The sequence below is a fragment of the Dyella sp. SG562 genome (genome assembly GCF_011759495.1).
Lineage (GTDB): Bacteria > Pseudomonadota > Gammaproteobacteria > Xanthomonadales > Rhodanobacteraceae > Dyella_D > Dyella_D marensis.
Map to the genome: position 1 here is coordinate 92,704 of NZ_JAAOYS010000013.1, position 16,691 is coordinate 109,394.

Here is a 16,691-nt window from a genome sequence, read left to right on the forward strand (position 1 = left end):
CTTATGCCCAAATCTTGATAAATGCATCCTGCACCTCGGACCAACCCGAACGCAGCTCGGTTGCCGTAGGCAGTGAAAACCTACTGTGAATTATGCCATGCAACCTATCGATGCTCAGAGCTTTGTTTCGGTTGCTTCCTAACGCACGGAATTCCTGCAAATCCCGCCTCGTCACGCCATTGGCCTGAAGATGATCAGCGACGCTATCTAGCTTCTGCTTTAACTTCATCGTGTCGGAGTTGTACTGGGCCACCTTTTGCTTGCTTCCGTAGTGGTCCAAGGAGAGCTCAAGAAACACGCGAAATGATGCTGCGATGGCAACTGGATAATTATCCAAGGGAAGCTTTCGCAGCTCCCTGCACATCTGCTGCAACTTATGGTCGTCGATGTTCAGCGGACACTGTGACTGAGGCGGAATGAGCGCCTTCCGATCAATCAGGGAGGGATTGCGAGGTCGAGCTTGAGCCTTCGAACTTCCATCCTTGCCATGAGCCGACAGCTGCTCCAACGGCTCGGGTGATCCTGTTCTCTTACCCAGGTCAGGCAGATCCCGACCAAGTGATTCCAGATATTTTAGACGATCGTCTTTGCTCTTGATTTGACTAACCGTAACCTTCTTGAGCGCGATATCGGAAACGATTCGCTTCAAAGGTTTTAGCAACTCTGCCTGAGGAAGATCCGAAAGAAGCTCCCCCTCTTCCAGTTCTAGACCCAATCGACTCCTAACCTCTGGAGTAGCCAAGAGGCGGTCCAAGTTGGTGATGGGGAAGCGCTCCAATGCTGCTTCTTCTTCATCACTCAGTTTTCCCACCTTCTTGATGAACTCCAAAACCTTCAACGACGAGTTTTCGCCACGATAGCGGGCCGTTGCAATACCGTCCCAACCGACTACGCCACGACCATCGTTTTCACCAGTATGGATGGCTTCAATCCAGTGGCGCGTCTGCTCTTCGTCCTTACATTCGAAGACTTCGAGAGGCTGCACATCATCTGCGTTGAATTTTTTGGCCAACGCCCGAAGCTTCTTGGCTGTGATATCGCCAACCTCCTTCATCCCATCCAAAACTGTTGGATTAGAGAGAACACGAAGCGCCGCAAGCCTTCGGTTGCCATCCATGACGATGTACCCCCTTGAGCCTTTGCCTGATGCCTTCAGAACCAGCATCCGATGTGCGGGGCTCATGCCGAAACCGACAATGTCTTCGGCCAGATTGACCAACTTCGCTCCCTGATTGACAACAATCTTCTCCAAAGCCTCTCGTTGGCTACCAAGGCCAGCAAACCTAGGGTTCTTCAAGTCAAGGTGAAGCTCATCGATGCTCAGTTCCAAACTGCTCATGCCACCAGTTCCTCCATGAGATAACAAAACGTCGCCGTTGGTCGTAACGCAGCAATCAGCCGCGACACCGAAGCATCACTTATAAATGCGTCGCTTGACCGCGAGCCCCTTTAGGATGCCTTCACTGAAATAATATTCAACGCATGATTTGAAGTAATGAGCGTTTTCCACACTGGAAAATTTTAGCGTGACTGCATCATCATCGAAGAAGTCATTGCTCAAGCCAGAGATGACGCCCCATCCCTCAATGGCACACATCAATCCCCTGAGCATTCCAGCTATCTCATCTCGGTCACCTTCCTTCACCCCATCAAAATGAACGGTGACGGCGGGACTATAAGTTCCAGATTGGATATCTTCTATGCGCACGGCATTTCCCCTGTGATTTTATCCAACTCTTTTTCTAATCCAGCATCATCCGTGCACACAAAAATTCGCACGAAAACAAGCACGCGATGATAAGTGATAATCCACCAACTCATGCCCCACACAGGCGGCACGTAGTTCGGCAGACACACCCAAGGTCTGGAGCCCTTGAACAACAGACTTCCGAAGTGAGTGAAAACCGAATAGTCCGCTCGAACAGCAACAATCGACCCTTCCTGATGTCCCCACCAAGGTGTCGGCTTTTTCAAAGTGACGATGTATCCCTTTCACGCGCACAGCCCCCTGTTGCGTGTCGGCCATACCTGGCCGGTTCCCTAGATTGCCTGACACTTTCGACTCACCACCCGGGCCCAGTCAAATGTAATGAGTTTGTGAAGGTTTTGACTCATCACAGGTCCGTGGCTGGTAGAGCCCATAGCCAAGGGCGGGATCGTGGTGATCCACGATGAGGGCTACAGTCTTGTGCTCGGCCCGCTGAGTTGCAGTACAGCGGCAATTCAAGTACGAGACGGAAGACAGGGATATCCCGCCCTGCGTTGCCAACACCAAGAAAGCCCGGCAAATGCGATCGCCGGACTTCCTTGACCACACTCCGCCGGCTATCGCGACTCTGCCTGTCGCCATGCGTGGCGCAACTCAGGACAAGTCACTACCTCGCTACGACTCGGCCACCACGCTCTCCGTATCCCCTCGCACCTGCTCCCACTGCATCCTTAAATGCGCCTGCGCCGCGCAACTCGTCCCCATCTCGATAAACGCAGCAATGCCCTCCAGCATGATCGGCAAGTGACGTCCCTTCATGCCCCCGCGCTCATCGACCAGCTCAACCACCAAATGAATAGCGCTATGCGCGTACTGCAGCCACTCGGTGGCATCGTTCAACAGTGCGTCCGGACCCGCGTCAGGATCGGAGTAATAGTTGGTGTGGCGATTCACCCACGCCTCGCCAAAAACATCATTCATAAGCAACTCCTTGCTAATCACCGCATCCCCGCTCCTTAAAACGGCACGCCGCCAACCAGCACAGCGTGCCGCCGACCTTACGGACTCGAGGATTTACCGGCAGCCCAAATATCCGGGCACCGGGCGGCTTGATTGAGAAAGTGATTTGCGGCTTCAGCAGCCTTCGCCGCTGCGCAAGGCAACGCGCCGGGTTACACGGCTAGGAATAATTGCCTGCGAAAACTCTTAAGCCGCGGCTCTTCAACCCTGTCCGCGATGACACCGGACAGCCCGAATGTTCGGTGGGTACGCCGCTCGGGGGATCGGCGAGCGCGCGAATCTCGTATGATCTGGCACAGCCATGATCAACTCCTGCGTAGTTGGTGATGGTCAGCGGGTCGTAGGAGCGCCAACTCCTGCGGCCCGCGCTTTCACGACATCGCTGCCATGGTCGCCCGCGACGCGCTTCTGAAATCACTCCGCGGGCAACGCCATCGACACTATCAAATCGATTTTTAGTTGTCTGTAGGCGCGCGCCCGTATTGCGTATGCAATAAATCCGATAAGGATTAATCCTTCCGATTATTCTGCCTTTAAGGCATCACGCAGCCGGCAACGATGCTTGCGCGCGTGCGTAACGCGCCGGCGGCACACCGACATGCCGCGTAAAGGCCACGCTGAACGTACTCGCCGAGCTATAACCCACCCGCTCGGCCACATCCGCGATGCCGAGCTCTTTATCGCCCAACCACTTCTTGGCGAGCGCCATGCGCCAGGCCAGCAGGTATTCCATCGGCGCCACGCCCACCGTGCGGCTGAAACGCTCGAAGAACGCCGAGCGCGACAGCGCCGCCTCCTTCGCCAGTTGCGCCACCGTCCAAGCCTGCGCCGGCAGCTCGTGCATGCGCCGCAACGCCACCGCAACGCGCGTATCGGCCAGGCCGCGCAGCAGGCCCGGCGAGGTGGCGGCGCCCGCCGTGGAGCGCAAGGCTTCGATCAACAGCACTTCCAGCAGGCGCGTCAGCACGGCATCGCGCCCTGCCCGCTCCGCGCGCGATTCCTCGTTGACCAACCGCACCAGGGTGCCGAGGCGCTTTTCGTCGCGCACGTGGACCAGTTGCGGCAGCAGCGACACCAGCATCGCCGCATCCGGCGAAGCGAAGGTGCAATAGCCGACCATCATGCGCACTTGCGCCGGGTGCTCCGGCGCGCCGAGCCGGAATTCGCCGCTGGGCAGCAGCGTGGGCAGCAGGTCCACCGGATCGTCCGGCGGATCGAGGCTGGAGGTGCTGAAGTTCTGCGCGGCGGGGATCAGCACGAAATCGTCGGCCCGCAGCACCTGCGGCTCGCGCCCGTCCACCGCAAGCCGAAGCGAGCCCTCCAGTACCGCGCAGTAGAACGGCCGCCCGACCTCGGTGCGGCGCACCCGCCAGCGGCCGGCGGCGCTGACGAGCTTGGAAAACCCGGCCGAGGGCTGCAGCAAGGTGACGACTTCCGAGAGTGGATCGGCCACGTCTGGACTGTTGCCAATGAAATACGGACTTTCGATGGTAGTCCGTCCGGCTCGCGCTGCCTATCGTGGGTGCATCGCCTCCACCCCACAGGAACCCGCATGAAAACCGTCCTGATCACCGGCTGCTCGTCCGGCTTCGGCCTCGAGACCGCCCGCCATTTCCTCCACCGCGGCTGGAACGTCATCGCCACCATGCGCACGCCGCGCCGGGACTTGCTGCCACCCTCGCCGCAACTGCGCGTACTGCCGCTCGACGTGACCGACCCGCACAGCATTCGCCAGCTCATCGATACCGCCGGCCCCATCGACGCCCTCGTCAACAACGCCGGCATCGGCTTGCTCAATGCGCTGGAAGGGATTCCGATGGATGCAGCGCGCGAACTGTTCGAGACCAACACCCTCGGCACCATCGCCATGACCCAGGCGGTGCTGCCGCAGTTCCGACAGCGCCAGGGTGGCGTCATCGTCAACGTCACCTCCAGCGTCACGCTCAAGCCGCTGCATCTGCTGTCCGTCTACACCGCCAGCAAGGCGGCCGTGAATGCGTTCACCGAATCGCTGGCGCTGGAGCTGGAACCGCTCCATATCCGCGTGCGGCTGGTGTTGCCGGGGCGCGCGCCGGAAACGCGTTTCGGCGAGAACGCACGGTCGCGCATGCAGGGCGGCGTCCACGAGGCCTACGCCGAGCTGGCCAGGAAGATCTTCGATGACTGGGCGCAGTCCACCGCTCCGGTAACGCACTCGTCCGACGTCGCCGAGGCGGTATGGCGCGCCGTCAACGAACCGGACAGCCCGATGCGCCTGCCGGCGGGAGCGGATGCGGTGGCCTTGGCTGGCGCGTGAGGACAGCCATGCATCAACCCGGCCATGCATCGCTCATGCGCCATCAGCCAAGCCCACCAGCCCATGTCAGCGTTCCCCTACGACGCACGCACGAAGGCCGCATAGCACCACTGATGGATGCGGCCCCGCTTTCGCCAGGCGCACAGTAGCCGCCGCTCCGCCCTCGCGGAGCCACTACCGATGAATCTGGAGAACGTCATGTCCAACAAACGCGCTGCCGAGTTCCGGCTCGAACACACCAATGGCCAGCAGGTGCTCAAGCTGTACCTGCCGAAGGGCGCCTCGTTTGCCGAAGCGTCCAAGTACGAAAAGCTGCGCCAGGAAATCATCCGCGGCCTGACCGGGTGCCCGGCCTGCACCTCGGGTGTGCCGTTCCACATCTCGGACGACCCGGTGATCCTGGTCGCGTCCGAAGCCGCTCACGTCGTCGAACGCGCCAACGCGCAGATCGGCGCGCGGACCGCAGCTGCCTGATCTGTCGGTTACCGCCACATGTTCAAGCGTCACTCGATCGGCGTCGGGGTGTTGTTCAACCCGTCTCTCGCGCATTTCGTCGAGCACTGCTCCGACGCCGTCGATTTCTATTCGGTCATTCCCGAGCGCTTCTGGAACGACCACGGCCGCGGCGCCAGCCAGCGCTTCGTGCCGCTGCCCAACGAGATCGACCTGCTCGACCGCATCGCGGCGAAGAAACCCGTGGTGGCGCACGGCGTGGGGCTGTCCATCGCCAGCGCGTCGCTGTTCGATCTAGACTACGTCCACCAGCTCAAGGACTGGCAGGCGCGCTACGGCTTCGCCTGGATCAGCGAGCACCTGGCCGCGGTGCGCATCGCGCAGGCGGCCGGCAGCGATCACCACGCGGGTCTCGCCCTGCCCTTGCCGTGGGACGAGGAATTGCTCGACCTGCTCTGTACGCGCATCCAGCAAGCGCAGGATGTGCTTGGGCAGCCCATGCTGTTCGAGAACGGCGTGGAATATACGCCCGTGCCGTTTTCGGAAATGAGCGAGCCGGCCTTCCTCAATGCGCTGGTCGCACGCACCGGCTGCGGCGTGCTGCTGGACCTGCACAATCTGCATGTGAACGCGAAGAACCTGGGCCGCTCGCCCGTCGACTTTATCGACGCGCTGAATCTGGACGCGGTGCAGGAGATCCATATCGCCGGCGGCTCGACCATGCACGGCATCTACCTGGACTCCCACTCGGGACCATGCCCGCCGGAAGTATTCGAGCTGCTGGCCCTGGTGGCGCCACGCTGCCCGAATCTGCGCGGCGTGACGTTCGAATTCCTCGAATCGTACTTTCCCCTGATGGGCGACCATGGCGTACTCGCGCAGATCGCACTCGCGCGCCAGGCGCTGCAACCCTCCGCGAGCACCGTGCCATGTCCCTTGCCGAGTTCCAGCGCGCACTTGGCGATCTGATCGCCTCGCCGCTGCACAGCGCCGAGGTCGCCGCGCAACCGCAGCGCGCGTTGCACGATTACGCCTTGACGCAGCGCGAACGGCGGCGCCTGTGGGTCATGGCCCATAGCTCCGGCATGCGCATGAACTGCACGCTCTATCGCATCAATCGCATCATCCCCATCCATTCCGTCTTGCCGCGCACTTGCCGTCGACTCGGCGAGGTTCTTGGCGGCGTGCTCGATGCTTATTTCGCCGACGAGCCGGAAAGCACCCTGCAATATCTGCTCGAAGCCCATCGCTTCGCGCACTGGCTGCTCGCCCATCCGCCGGCGATTCATTGGCCGGTGGATGCCTTGCGCGACCTGCTCACCTTCGAACTGGCCTGCCATCACGTGATGAGCGCGCCGCGCCAGCCGCCCGAAGAGAGCGAGGACGATCCGCGCCTGTGCCTGCTCACTCTGCACCACGACATCGGCAGCCTGCTCGGCGAGCAGGCATCCGCACCCACGCCGCTGCCCGATCCCGTGACGCTGCTGCTGGATGCGCGCGGGGATACGCTCAGCGTGATGCCGGTGGATGCAGCGCCCGCGTCTCAGTAGGATCGCCGTGGGCGAGCCCCACCCGGCTTGCAGCGAGACAAGCCATGCACCGTTCTGCCGCCACTGCACACGCCAGAATCTCGCGCTACAGCTCCCGCCCGATGGCCGTCCACAGCCACGCCACACCCAGCCTCACCCTGGTGTTGAACGGCCGCTACGAGGAAACCATCCGCGGCCGCTCCGCCTGGCACGGCGCGGGCGCGCTGCTGTTCTATCCGCCGGGCGAACCGCATGCGCAGCTGTTCGCTCCGGGCGGCGCGGTGAAGCTCAGCCTTGCGCCCGCGGCAGCCATGCTGGAATACCTGGAGGAGCGCCTGCCGCTGGCCGAAGCCCCCGTCGCCACCGCGCCGGAACTGATACGCCTGGGCCAGCGCATGGCCCAGGAACTGCGCGTGGCCGACACGCATTCGCCCGCCGCATTGGAAGGCCTCTCGTGGGAACTCGTCGCCCTGTTCGGCCGCCATGCCGGGCATCGCAGCACGCAGGACACCGCCAGCGTCGCCCGCGCGCGCGAATGCATCGCCGCCCATCTGGATCAGCCGCTATCGATCGCCCGCCTTGCTTCGCTCTGCGGCATCCACCCCGCGCGCCTGGCCCGCGCCTTCCGCCGCGAGCTGGGTCTGGGGCCGGGCGAGTACCAGCGCAGGCTGCGGCTGGAGCAGGCGCTGCGTCTGGTCAGCGAAACGCAGGCGCCGCTCGGCGAGGTGGCGCTGGCCTGCGGGTTCTGCGACCAGTCGCATCTGTCCCGCGCGTTCAAGGCGGCGTATGGCTGCGCGCCGACCGCGTTGCGGCGCTGTTCGTAGCATCCCAATCGTCGCGGCGATCCAAGACGGCGGCGGCGCCCGCGGCCTAAGCTCCGCGGCGGAACCGGATGCAGGATGGCAACGATGATCCCCTTACTGAGCGCAGCCTTGATGGCCACCGCCCTGGCGAGCGCGCCCGCGCCTTACGACGCCCACGCGTGGCGCGCGGACTTCGCGCAGCTGAAGACGGCGCTGCAGGCGCGCTACGTCAACCTGGCCTGGATGGGCTCCTACGAGAGCGGCATCGACGTACCCGCCCTCACTCACCGCGCCGAACTCGCCCTCGACGCCGCCCATAGCGACGCCGAGGCGCGCGATGTCTTGCGCGCCTTCGTCGCGGGCTTCCACGACGGCCATCTCTCCGAGCTGGCCACCCAGCTGCCGGCGCAAGGCGATGCGCCGGAACCTGAGAAAGCGACGCTGGATCCCGCCGATCCGGCCTCCGGCTGCGCGGCCATGGGCTACGCCTCGACCGCCAGCGTCGCCTTCAGCCAGCCATTCGAAAGCCTGCCCGGTGTGCATCTGCTGGGCGACGGGCAGAGCAGCGTGTTGCGCATCGGCACCGCCGACGTCGACGGCCGGCGCATCGGCCTGGTCCGCCTGCAGGTGTTCCGTGCGCGGGGCTTCCCGCAAGCCTGTCTGCGCGCATGGGCGCAGGCGCGCCAGGCGGCGACGCCGATCACCCGCGCCGCCATCGGCGAAGCGGCGCGCTATCTATGGCTGAAGGAACTGGCCGAGCAACTGAAAGCGCTGCGCAGCGCGGGCGCGCAGGCGGTGATCGTCGACGTCGGCAACAACGGCGGCGGCGACGACAGCGGCGACTGGATTCCGCGGCTGTTCGGCACGCGGCCGGTCGCTTCGTCGCGCCTGCTGCTGGTGGATGCGCCCGAGGGCAAGGCTTATCTCGACGAAGAGATCGACGGACTGACCGAGGCGCTGGCGGCCAAGCCCGGCGGCAAGGCCAAGGCGGATCTGGAAAAAGCGCTGGCCGCGTTCAAGGCGCGCAAGGCCAGCCTCGGCGCGGCGCCGTGCGATCTCTCCTGGGTGTGGCAAGAGCGCCGTGCGTGGCGCGATGTCGCCTGCCGCCGCGTCATCGACGCGGGTTATGCCGACGGCCCGCTGCCCGGCCTTCCGGCGCATGCCTACGGCGACGAGACCACCGAGCAGGCTTTGGCGTGGTCGACCATCGTGCAGGATCTCTATGGCGCCTGGCCCGGCCCCGCTTATGTGCTCACCGATGGCAAGACCTTTTCCTCGGCGGAAATGTTCGCGGCCACGATGAAGGACAACGGCGCGGCGAAAACCATCGGCGTGCGTACCGGCGGCGATGGCTGCGGTTTTATGGGCGACGTTCCGCCCTTGGTGCTTGCGCATTCGCGCCTGCGTTTCCGTGTGCCGAACTGCATGCGATTGCGCGCGGATGGCACGGACGAAGTAGCGGGCATCGCGCCGGACCTGCCCATCGCCCCCACCGAAGGCGAAAGCGACCGCGCCCGTGCGGCGCGCCTGTTGCGGACGGTGGCGGCGGAACTGGAGCCGGGCCGCTAGCAGGCTGTAGCCTTCGGTTTTCCCCAAGGCAGTACCGGCATGCGCTCCGTTCAAAACGTCCCGTTGTTTTACCCCGTGGTTTTCCTGGGCCTGGCGGCGTCTTCGATCGCCAGCTCGTTCGCCGCGACGCCTGCCGAGAAGCCGGCCGCGTCGCTCGACCTCACGCTGTCCACCACGCAGGCCAGCGGCGGCAGCGCCGACGGGATCGCCGTCAGCTACGCCTACACGCCGGCAACGCCCACCGCCGCGCCGGTGACGCTGCAACTGGACACGCTGGAACCCGGGCTAGAACGCAGCACGGATCAGGTGGCGGACCTTGTCCTTAGCGACGATCGCGGCGCGCTCCCCACCGGCCCCGCGCTTGTGCGCAAGGACGGGCCGCGGAGCCTCCAGACCTGGACGACGACGCGCGCCGCGACGGGCGTGGTGCATGTGTCCTACCGCATGCACGTCGCCCCCAGCCGGCCGAAGAAGCGCGGCCCGCAGGTCGATCTGCAGGCGGCGGGCGGCGGCATTTCCGGCGGCTACGTCGGCGTGCTGGCCTTGCCCGATATCGGCGAGGCCAGTTTCAAAACCCGGGTGCACTGGAAGCTCGCGCCGGGCGCCATGGGCGTGAGCTCGTACGGCGAAGGCGATTACGCGGGCAGCTTCACCGCCGACAAGCTACTGGGCACGCTGTTCCTGGCGGGGCCGGTCAAGACCTTCCGGCCGCAGGGTCAGGCCAAGGATGCGGGGCTTCAGATCTACGGCCTTGGCGTGACGCAGGAGCAGGTGCAGGCGGCGGGCGGCTGGGCTGCCAAGGCTTACGCCGCGGAACTCAAGGGGTTCAAGCTCGAAGGCAACCGCGCGTATCGCTACATGATCCGCTCCTTCGACGGCGTGGCGAACCCCAGCGGCCGCGCCGCCGAGCATTCCTTCATGCTCTACGTGCCGCCGGGCCAGAGCCCCGACACTACGGAACTGCACTACACGGTGGCGCACGAAATGGTGCACAGCCTTGCGCGCAATCTGGCGAAAGAAGACATCGAAGGCGACTGGTACACCGAAGGCCTGGCCAATTACATCGCGCTGACCGTGCCCGATGCGGCGGGGCTGTACACGCCGGCCGAATATCTTGAGCTGGTCAGCGGCCAGAGCGCCGGCTATTACACCAATGCGAAACGCTCGCTGCCCAATAGCGCGCTTCCCGCCGTCGTGTGGTCGGGCCGCAACGCATGGATGCTTCCGTACAACCGCGGCACCCTGTATCTGGCCGACCTGGATGCCAAGCTCAAGGCGCACGGTGCCGGGGTCAGCGTGCTCGATCTGGCCAACGAGATGAGTGCGCGGATGAATGCCGGCGCGCCGGAAGACCACAGCACCTGGCTGGCGGTGCTTTCCAAGCGGGTTGGCTCCTGGGCGGTGCAGGACTGGAACGACATGATGGACGGCAAGCTTATCGTGCCGGCGGCCGGCGCTTTCGGGCCGTGCATGCATGCCGCGAAGGAAGACGTGCGTATTTTCGATCTCGGCTTTGCGTCGCCGGTGCGGCTGACGGCGGGGGCGAGTATCGGTGGGTTGGTCAAAGGGTCTCCGGCGGAACGTGCGGGGCTGCGCGATGGCGACGTGCTGGAGGCCAGCGTCGACATCAATCCCATGGCGGAAAGCCTCGACAAACCGGTGGTGCTGAAGGTCACTCGTGGGGGCAAGGCGGAGACGATCAGCTTTGATCCGCGCGGTGGTTCGCAGCCGGGGGTGAGGTGGAGTTCGTCGTGTGTGCGGTGAGGGCTTGGAATTTGCGGTGTTGAGCGGGTGCTTGGTGCGCTCGAAGAAGACGCGCCGGTGATGTGAATAGCGGCGTCCCAACCGTCATTCCGGCGTAGGCCGGAATCCAGTAACGATAACGTTCGATTGTCGCGAGGACATTCAAAAGCGACATCTTGGAGCGACACGCTCCATACAGCGCCCCGCTACTGGATTCCGGCCTGCGCCGGAATGACGGTGTCGTGGCGCTCATGCATCACTGACGCATTCAGCCGCTTCAATCGCCGAAAGCCACAAGCGCCAAGCCTTCGCCAAGGTAACGGGATCGCAACATCAAGGTCCGGCGAGTATCGCATCATGGCAACACGCCCCTTCGCCACTGCCCCAATCGCCGTGACGCTAAGATGCTGACTGCATAGCCAGGCCGTCCCGACTGCGCCCATCGCCCATCACTCTCCGAAGGACCGGACCGATCATGACCGCACTCTCAGCGATCCTTTATTTCCTCACCCAGCATCCGTTCCTGGCCTGGCCCGTGCTGATATTTATCGGCGTGGTGCTGTCCCGGTGGCTGGCCAAGCGGACGGGCAAGGATCGCTGGTATGGACTGATCCTGGCGTTCTTCATCTATGGCGTGATGAATCTCTTTGTCGCGCATATCTTCAATGCGCTGTTCCTGCAGGCGTTCGGTGTCGAGGGGACGGCGATCATCACCCATGCCGAGGAAACCAACTCCACCCTCAACGACCAGAACATCTGGGAGTTCGACGGCGTGCTGAAAACGGCGGACGGCCAGGACGTGGTGGTGAAGTTCGACACCATGTCCGCCAGCATCTATCCCATTACCAACGCCATCATGATCCCGCCGCAGGGCGAGATGTTCGTGGTGAGGTATATCCCGGGGTTTCCGCGCAACTTTGTCGTCATGCGCGAGCAGTCGAGCTATGGAAAAAGATATCAACTCGCCGAAGATCGCGGGCCCGTCGAAAAGGCCGCCGCGCAATTTGCCGTGAGCCCTGGGAACAAGGCGTTTATCGCCGAATATCGCAGCGCCCTGGCCGCCTTCATCGACAAGCATCGCCACGACGCGGACCCTGGCCTGATCATGGAATATCAGGCGAGGCTCGATGCACTGCCGCACGCGGATTAGCAGCGGTCTCTCAGGTCGATGCCGCCACCAGGGCGATCCGGCTGGCCGGGTTGCAATAATCGCCCGGCGCATCGCGGGGGCCGAGCATTCTGACTTCCAACGGCAGATGCAGCCGCGGCACCAGCTTCAGCAGCAATCGTTCGCAGGCGGAGCGCTGCCTGTCCTTTTCGCCGGTGAGCGCACCCACGGCGCGCAGCAGCGGCGCATCGAAAGCCTGCACGAACAATATCCACGGGGTTTGCTCGTCGTTGTCCGCCGACGCCTGGCGGCATAGCCACAGCGCGCGGGCATGGACGAAGACCGGCGCCAGCTGCCGGCACAGCAAGCCGATTTCGGCGGCATCCAGGCCATGCGGCTGCGGGGCGTCCGATGGGCCGACGTCCGCGTCCTGCCATAAGGCGTCGGCCGCGATGCGTTCCTGTTCCGCACGAGCATGGTCGCCGGCACGCAGATGGAGCTCGGAAAGCCGGCGATGTACCTGATGACGCGAACGCCACGGACCCTCGGCTATCGACGTCCATAGCGCGATCGCCCCAACAAGATCGCCCCGCTCCGCCAGCCGATCGCCCTGCATCGCCAGCAGGCGCGGATGCTCGGGATCGATCTCCAACCCGCGGCGCACGAAATCGTCCTGAATGGATGGGTCTTCCTCGAACTCGCGGGCGAGCGAGGCCAGGCGGCACCAGTCGGAGGCGTCGAATACCTGGCTTTGCTCGCGCTGAAGCAGATCGCGGTAGAACGCGGCCTTTTCGAGATGGCGCGCCGTCGCCGCCGCCCAATCGGACTGCGCGTTCTGTTGCCAACGGTGATCCAGCCACTCGGCTATCCCGGCTGCCGCATCGCCAAGCCATGCTTCCGCAGCCGAGCGGTCCGGATGGCGCCAAGGCAATGCCGGCAAGTCGCGCAAGGGATCCACACCCGTGGCGGCAACGCGTTCGGCAAACGCCGGGTGCGTATCGTCCGGCGACGTCTTGTGGCAGAGCAGCTCGTGCACCCATACCGTCGCTTCGGCGCTATCGCACGGCCTGGCGTCTGCATCGCCCGACAGAAGGCGCTCGAACGGCCGCACCGCCTCGATATCGTCTTTCCCGGCCCGACCGAAGAGCTCCGGCCAGAACCTGCCGTCCAAGGCCTGCTCGCGCAACGCCAAGGCGACCTCGGCTTCGCACGCCATACGCGAACCACAGACCGCCACCGCAAGCGCATCCGCCACCTGTTCGCAGCGCCGCGAAAACGCCAGCGTCTCGCACAGCATCCGCGGCACATACCACGCCAGGAACAGCCGCAGCGGCGCGGTCACCAGCCGGTGATTGCGCTCATGCAGGCTTTCCAGCGCCTGCCAGCGCAGGCGCGCCCGATACACCCAGCGCGCCAGCCGCCCGTGGCTGCGCGAGATATGCGCGTACTCATGGACGAGGACCGCCGCGCACTGCGCGGGCGACAGCAGCGCCAGCAAAGGCAGACCGACGATCAGCACATGCCTGGAGCGGCCGGTCTGGTAGATCGCGGCATTCAAGCGCCCGTCGATATAGACCTCGTCGAACGCCGGCGCATCGCACGCAGCCTGCAGCCGTTTCAGCTCGGCGAATAACGCTGGCGCTTCGCCTTCGGAAAGCAGAACACCCTGTACGGCCGGCGCCGGCAAGGCAACCGCGCAAGCCCGCAACACCGCCACGCCATAAACCACCCACGACAGCACCGGCAGCGCGAGCAGCAGCCACGCCAGCGGCGAACCGACGACATGCGCCAGCCACCACGGCGAAAGCACCAGCGCGCCGCCCGCCGCGAACAGCAGCAGCTCGCCCAGCAGGAGCCAGCTGCACGCCCGCCATCGCCCGTCGCGCCGCGGTATCCGATCCATGGTCCGCTCCTTGAGGCTTAGCGCGGCGGCAAGTGCTCGGCCGAGGGCTTGGCGCCGAAGAACGCACGCAGCGCCCTGCCCGCCATCTGCCAGCCGCTGTCGCCGTAGACTTGCGATTCCAGCCATTCGAGGCTGGAGTGCTCCGGATGCAGTTCCTTGAAACGGTCGAACCACTGCATGGCGATGTATTCGCTGCGGGGCACGCCGTCGCCGTACTTATAGGCCAGCACGATCTCGCCGTAGGCCTCGCCGGCAATAAGGTCGTCGTAGTCCTCATCCGCGATGACCGCTTTCATATCGGCCACGGCCTGCTGTTTTTCCTGCTCCGTGCCGAAGCGCCGCAGCAGGCTGGTGCGGCGGATCAAGGCCATGGCCAGGCCCTGCTCCAGCGCCTGCTGATAAAGCCCGCGCACCCGCTCGAAATTCGCGCGCTGGCTCAGGTCCATGCCGTCCATTTTCTCGAGCCGATAGGCCTGGTTGTACAGCGCGGTGGAAATGCCTTCTTCCGCCGCGCGCTCCAGCCAATGCAGCGACTGGGCCTCGTCGACATGATGCGGCTCGGTATCCGGCAGCCAGCCGCGGCGCACGTCGTACATGAAGGCGCTGGCCTCGTAGACGCGGCGCTCCGCCAGCTCGCTGGCGAGATAGACCGATGCCTCGTGGCGGTCGCCGTCCCACAGCATGCGGCAGACGGCCAGCGGGGTGAAGGAACTGGGCTGCTGGATCGGCGCGAGTGCGGCCGTGCGTTCGATCAGCGAGGCCGCCAGCGCATGATCCGGCGCGATATCCCACAGGCCGAAACGATAGGCAACGGCAGCAATCGACAGCATGGTCGGCTCGTCGAACCAGCGCACGGCGCGCTCCAGCACCTGCTTGAATGCGCCATCCTGGTCGGCGAAGCCGAACATCAGCATCAGGCGCGCGTAATCGCGGAAGGTTCCTTCCGCATCCGTATACACATAAGGAGCGTGGCAATACCGCAGGGAGGCGACATGCCGCTGCAGCGCCTTCTCGCGGTCGCCCAGCGAATAGGTGGTGAAGTTGGCGAGGCTGCCCATCGCGATAAAGCGCACGTAATCCGGCATCTGGCCGGCCAGCCAGCGCTCCATCGCCTTTTCGTGAGCGGCGATGGCCCGGGTGTTGCCCTGCTCGGGAAATTCGCTCAGCGCGTCGTTGACGCCCGGCCACCGCACCACGCTGAGCTGCGCCTCCGTCAAGGACGCGCACAGCGGCCCCTTGGCGAATTTCTCCACTTCGCCGGGCTCGCCGCCCCAGCGCGGGGTGAGGTAATTGGCGTAGCTGGCCAGCAAGCCGGGCCATGCGGGCTTGACCTGCGCGGCAAAACGAAGCCAGTAATCCGCGGGCCGCGCCGCTTCGCCCGCAACGCGGGCCGGCAAGCCGGCGGGCAAGCTCGCGGGGAAATGCTCCGGCGGCACGATGGCGTAGTGCTTGAGCAAGGCCAGCGCGGCGTCGTAGAGCTGCGGCCCTATGTCCTCGCGGCTGGGCGGCGCTTCCGGTGTTTCGCCGCGGAACAGCGCATCCACGAATGCCGGTTCGTCGAAATGCCGCGACATTTCCATCAGGTCTTTAGCGGCAATAGCCGGCCGTGCGGAAAGCGCGATGGCTTCGAGCAGATATTCGGCGGCACGCGCACAGGCCATGGCCGCGGCGAGCCACTGCGCCTGGCTGACCTGGGACGCCCACGCGGCGGTGCGAATATCCCCGGCGCGGCCGTAGTAATAACGGCCCAGCACCAGCCGTGCGTGATACGACTTGGGAAACGCGGCATTCCATGCCTGCAGGCATTCGACGCGCACGTCCGCGGGCACGGTGGCGAAATCGAACAGGGCCGGCGCGCGCACCAGATATTCGTACGCCACCGCGGCTTCGTCGGGCGCCTGCCACCATTCGTGTTCCAGCGCGCCGAGTATCTCCTCGACTTCTTCGAAGCGCCGTTCGAGCATGGCCAGGCGCAGTGCATGCTGTTGGCGAAGCAGATTCCATTCGGGGCCGTCGAGGGAAAGCGGCGAGGTCGGCAGACGCGGTGCGGCAGGGCTCATGGCATATCCAGTGGATGGAGGGCGATCGGATCCGTGATCGAATCGAGCCGGGCCATGATACGGGGATCGCAAGAAGATTCGAGGCTTTTCAGCCACGCCGCTTCACCGCTCTGCGGAAAGCCTGCGAATTGCTGACCGTCCCGATGCCGGCGCAGCCGGCTACTGCCCCGCCGGCGTAACGAAGGACAGCAGGCCAAGCCCGATGCATAGCAGGCTGAGCAACTTCGCCGCGAACGACATGCGCACGCCGCTGCGCAAGCGGTCCCGGTAGATCTCCGGCAAGGTCTTGGTCAACTCACCCCGCCCCCGGTTCAGCATCCGCGCACCGAGGGCGCCGATCAGGCAGGCCAGCGTCAACAGATTCCTGTGCCAGGACGGCGTGCCCCATTCGGCCGTCAGCAGGCATGCGGCAATGCCCAGCATCGCCAATGAAAATACCCATCGGCTGCGCGTGTCGGTCAGCCCAAGCCATTGAGCGATGCTTTCCATGATGCGCCAG

15 protein-coding genes are annotated in these 16,691 nt (G+C 64.4%); 8 read left to right on the forward strand and 7 right to left on the reverse strand.

The genetic code is table 11. The features are described from left to right. Window position 1: 1 nt before the first annotated feature. From FHW84_RS19815 to FHW84_RS19830, 4 genes are all read right to left on the reverse strand, one after another. On the reverse strand, window positions 2–1,339 hold the full coding sequence (locus tag FHW84_RS19815) for a hypothetical protein (protein WP_167257710.1): 1,338 nt from the start codon (window positions 1,337–1,339) through the stop codon (window positions 2–4). A gap of 75 nt (window positions 1,340–1,414) precedes the next feature. After that, a complete protein-coding gene (locus FHW84_RS19820) occupies window positions 1,415–1,708 on the reverse strand; it encodes a hypothetical protein (protein ID WP_167257711.1) in 294 nt (97 codons plus the stop codon). A 675-nt stretch (window positions 1,709–2,383) separates the two neighbouring features. Then, window positions 2,384–2,689 (reverse strand): hypothetical protein, encoded by a 306-nt coding sequence (locus tag FHW84_RS19825; RefSeq protein ID WP_167257712.1) that lies wholly within the window; start codon window positions 2,687–2,689, stop codon window positions 2,384–2,386. A 580-nt stretch (window positions 2,690–3,269) separates the two neighbouring features. Next, window positions 3,270–4,181 (reverse strand): AraC family transcriptional regulator, encoded by a 912-nt coding sequence (locus FHW84_RS19830; protein WP_167257713.1) that lies wholly within the window; start codon window positions 4,179–4,181, stop codon window positions 3,270–3,272. 99 nt (window positions 4,182–4,280) lie between these two features. On the opposite strand from FHW84_RS19830, the gene FHW84_RS19835 reads away from it, so the two are divergent. From FHW84_RS19835 to FHW84_RS19870, 8 genes are all read left to right on the forward strand, one after another. After that, window positions 4,281–5,024, forward strand: coding sequence for an SDR family oxidoreductase (locus tag FHW84_RS19835; protein WP_167257714.1), 744 nt, complete (start codon window positions 4,281–4,283; stop codon window positions 5,022–5,024). Window positions 5,025–5,204: 180 nt separating this feature from the next. Next, window positions 5,205–5,498, forward strand: a complete 294-nt coding sequence (locus tag FHW84_RS19840) for a hypothetical protein (protein ID WP_167257715.1) — start codon at window positions 5,205–5,207, stop codon at window positions 5,496–5,498. A gap of 18 nt (window positions 5,499–5,516) precedes the next feature. Further along, on the forward strand, window positions 5,517–6,446 hold the full coding sequence (locus FHW84_RS19845; RefSeq protein ID WP_167257716.1) for a DUF692 family multinuclear iron-containing protein: 930 nt from the start codon (window positions 5,517–5,519) through the stop codon (window positions 6,444–6,446). Then, window positions 6,407–7,027, forward strand: a complete 621-nt coding sequence (locus FHW84_RS19850; RefSeq protein ID WP_167257717.1) for a hypothetical protein — start codon at window positions 6,407–6,409, stop codon at window positions 7,025–7,027. The genes FHW84_RS19845 and FHW84_RS19850 overlap by 40 nt, the downstream gene beginning before the upstream one ends. A 44-nt stretch (window positions 7,028–7,071) precedes the next feature. Further along, window positions 7,072–7,830 carry an AraC family transcriptional regulator gene (locus tag FHW84_RS19855; protein ID WP_167257718.1) on the forward strand — a complete coding sequence of 253 codons (759 nt, stop codon included), beginning with the start codon at window positions 7,072–7,074 and terminating at the stop codon, window positions 7,828–7,830. Between the two features lie 84 nt (window positions 7,831–7,914). Further along, entirely contained in the window at window positions 7,915–9,378 is a 1,464-nt protein-coding gene (locus FHW84_RS19860; RefSeq protein WP_167257719.1) for a S41 family peptidase, read from the forward strand. A 39-nt stretch (window positions 9,379–9,417) separates the two neighbouring features. Continuing rightward, window positions 9,418–11,142 carry a hypothetical protein gene (locus FHW84_RS19865; RefSeq protein WP_167257720.1) on the forward strand — a complete coding sequence of 575 codons (1,725 nt, stop codon included), beginning with the start codon at window positions 9,418–9,420 and terminating at the stop codon, window positions 11,140–11,142. A gap of 454 nt (window positions 11,143–11,596) precedes the next feature. After that, complete coding sequence (locus FHW84_RS19870) at window positions 11,597–12,271, forward strand: hypothetical protein (protein ID WP_167257721.1); 675 nt, start codon at window positions 11,597–11,599, stop codon at window positions 12,269–12,271. 10 nt (window positions 12,272–12,281) lie between these two features. Here the strand turns inward: FHW84_RS19870 and FHW84_RS19875 are convergent, their stop codons facing one another. The 3 genes from FHW84_RS19875 to FHW84_RS19885 all read right to left on the reverse strand — a co-directional run bounded on the left by FHW84_RS19875 (window position 12,282) and on the right by FHW84_RS19885 (window position 16,681). Next, window positions 12,282–14,132, reverse strand: coding sequence for a M48 family metallopeptidase (locus FHW84_RS19875; protein WP_167257722.1), 1,851 nt, complete (start codon window positions 14,130–14,132; stop codon window positions 12,282–12,284). A gap of 17 nt (window positions 14,133–14,149) precedes the next feature. After that, window positions 14,150–16,192 carry a DUF4034 domain-containing protein gene (locus FHW84_RS19880; protein WP_167257723.1) on the reverse strand — a complete coding sequence of 681 codons (2,043 nt, stop codon included), beginning with the start codon at window positions 16,190–16,192 and terminating at the stop codon, window positions 14,150–14,152. A 159-nt stretch (window positions 16,193–16,351) separates the two neighbouring features. Then, window positions 16,352–16,681 carry a hypothetical protein gene (locus FHW84_RS19885; RefSeq protein WP_167257724.1) on the reverse strand — a complete coding sequence of 110 codons (330 nt, stop codon included), beginning with the start codon at window positions 16,679–16,681 and terminating at the stop codon, window positions 16,352–16,354. Window positions 16,682–16,691: the final 10 nt, after the last annotated feature.

Excerpts from the sequence above, each read along its gene's own strand:
- FHW84_RS19815 (WP_167257710.1), bottom strand. The coding sequence starts at position 1,339 with ATGAGCAGTTTGGAACTGAGCATCGATGAGCTTCACCTTGACTTGAAG.
- FHW84_RS19825 (WP_167257712.1), bottom strand. The coding sequence starts at position 2,689 with ATGAATGATGTTTTTGGCGAGGCGTGGGTGAATCGCCACACCAACTAT.
- FHW84_RS19835 (WP_167257714.1), top strand. The coding sequence starts at position 4,281 with ATGAAAACCGTCCTGATCACCGGCTGCTCGTCCGGCTTCGGCCTCGAG.
- FHW84_RS19840 (WP_167257715.1), top strand. The coding sequence starts at position 5,205 with ATGAATCTGGAGAACGTCATGTCCAACAAACGCGCTGCCGAGTTCCGG.
- FHW84_RS19845 (WP_167257716.1), top strand. The coding sequence starts at position 5,517 with ATGTTCAAGCGTCACTCGATCGGCGTCGGGGTGTTGTTCAACCCGTCT.
- FHW84_RS19850 (WP_167257717.1), top strand. The coding sequence starts at position 6,407 with ATGTCCCTTGCCGAGTTCCAGCGCGCACTTGGCGATCTGATCGCCTCG.
- FHW84_RS19855 (WP_167257718.1), top strand. The coding sequence starts at position 7,072 with ATGCACCGTTCTGCCGCCACTGCACACGCCAGAATCTCGCGCTACAGC.
- FHW84_RS19860 (WP_167257719.1), top strand. The coding sequence starts at position 7,915 with ATGATCCCCTTACTGAGCGCAGCCTTGATGGCCACCGCCCTGGCGAGC.
- FHW84_RS19865 (WP_167257720.1), top strand. The coding sequence starts at position 9,418 with ATGCGCTCCGTTCAAAACGTCCCGTTGTTTTACCCCGTGGTTTTCCTG.
- FHW84_RS19870 (WP_167257721.1), top strand. The coding sequence starts at position 11,597 with ATGACCGCACTCTCAGCGATCCTTTATTTCCTCACCCAGCATCCGTTC.
- FHW84_RS19875 (WP_167257722.1), bottom strand. The coding sequence starts at position 14,132 with ATGGATCGGATACCGCGGCGCGACGGGCGATGGCGGGCGTGCAGCTGG.
- FHW84_RS19880 (WP_167257723.1), bottom strand. The coding sequence starts at position 16,192 with ATGAGCCCTGCCGCACCGCGTCTGCCGACCTCGCCGCTTTCCCTCGAC.
- FHW84_RS19885 (WP_167257724.1), bottom strand. The coding sequence starts at position 16,681 with ATGGAAAGCATCGCTCAATGGCTTGGGCTGACCGACACGCGCAGCCGA.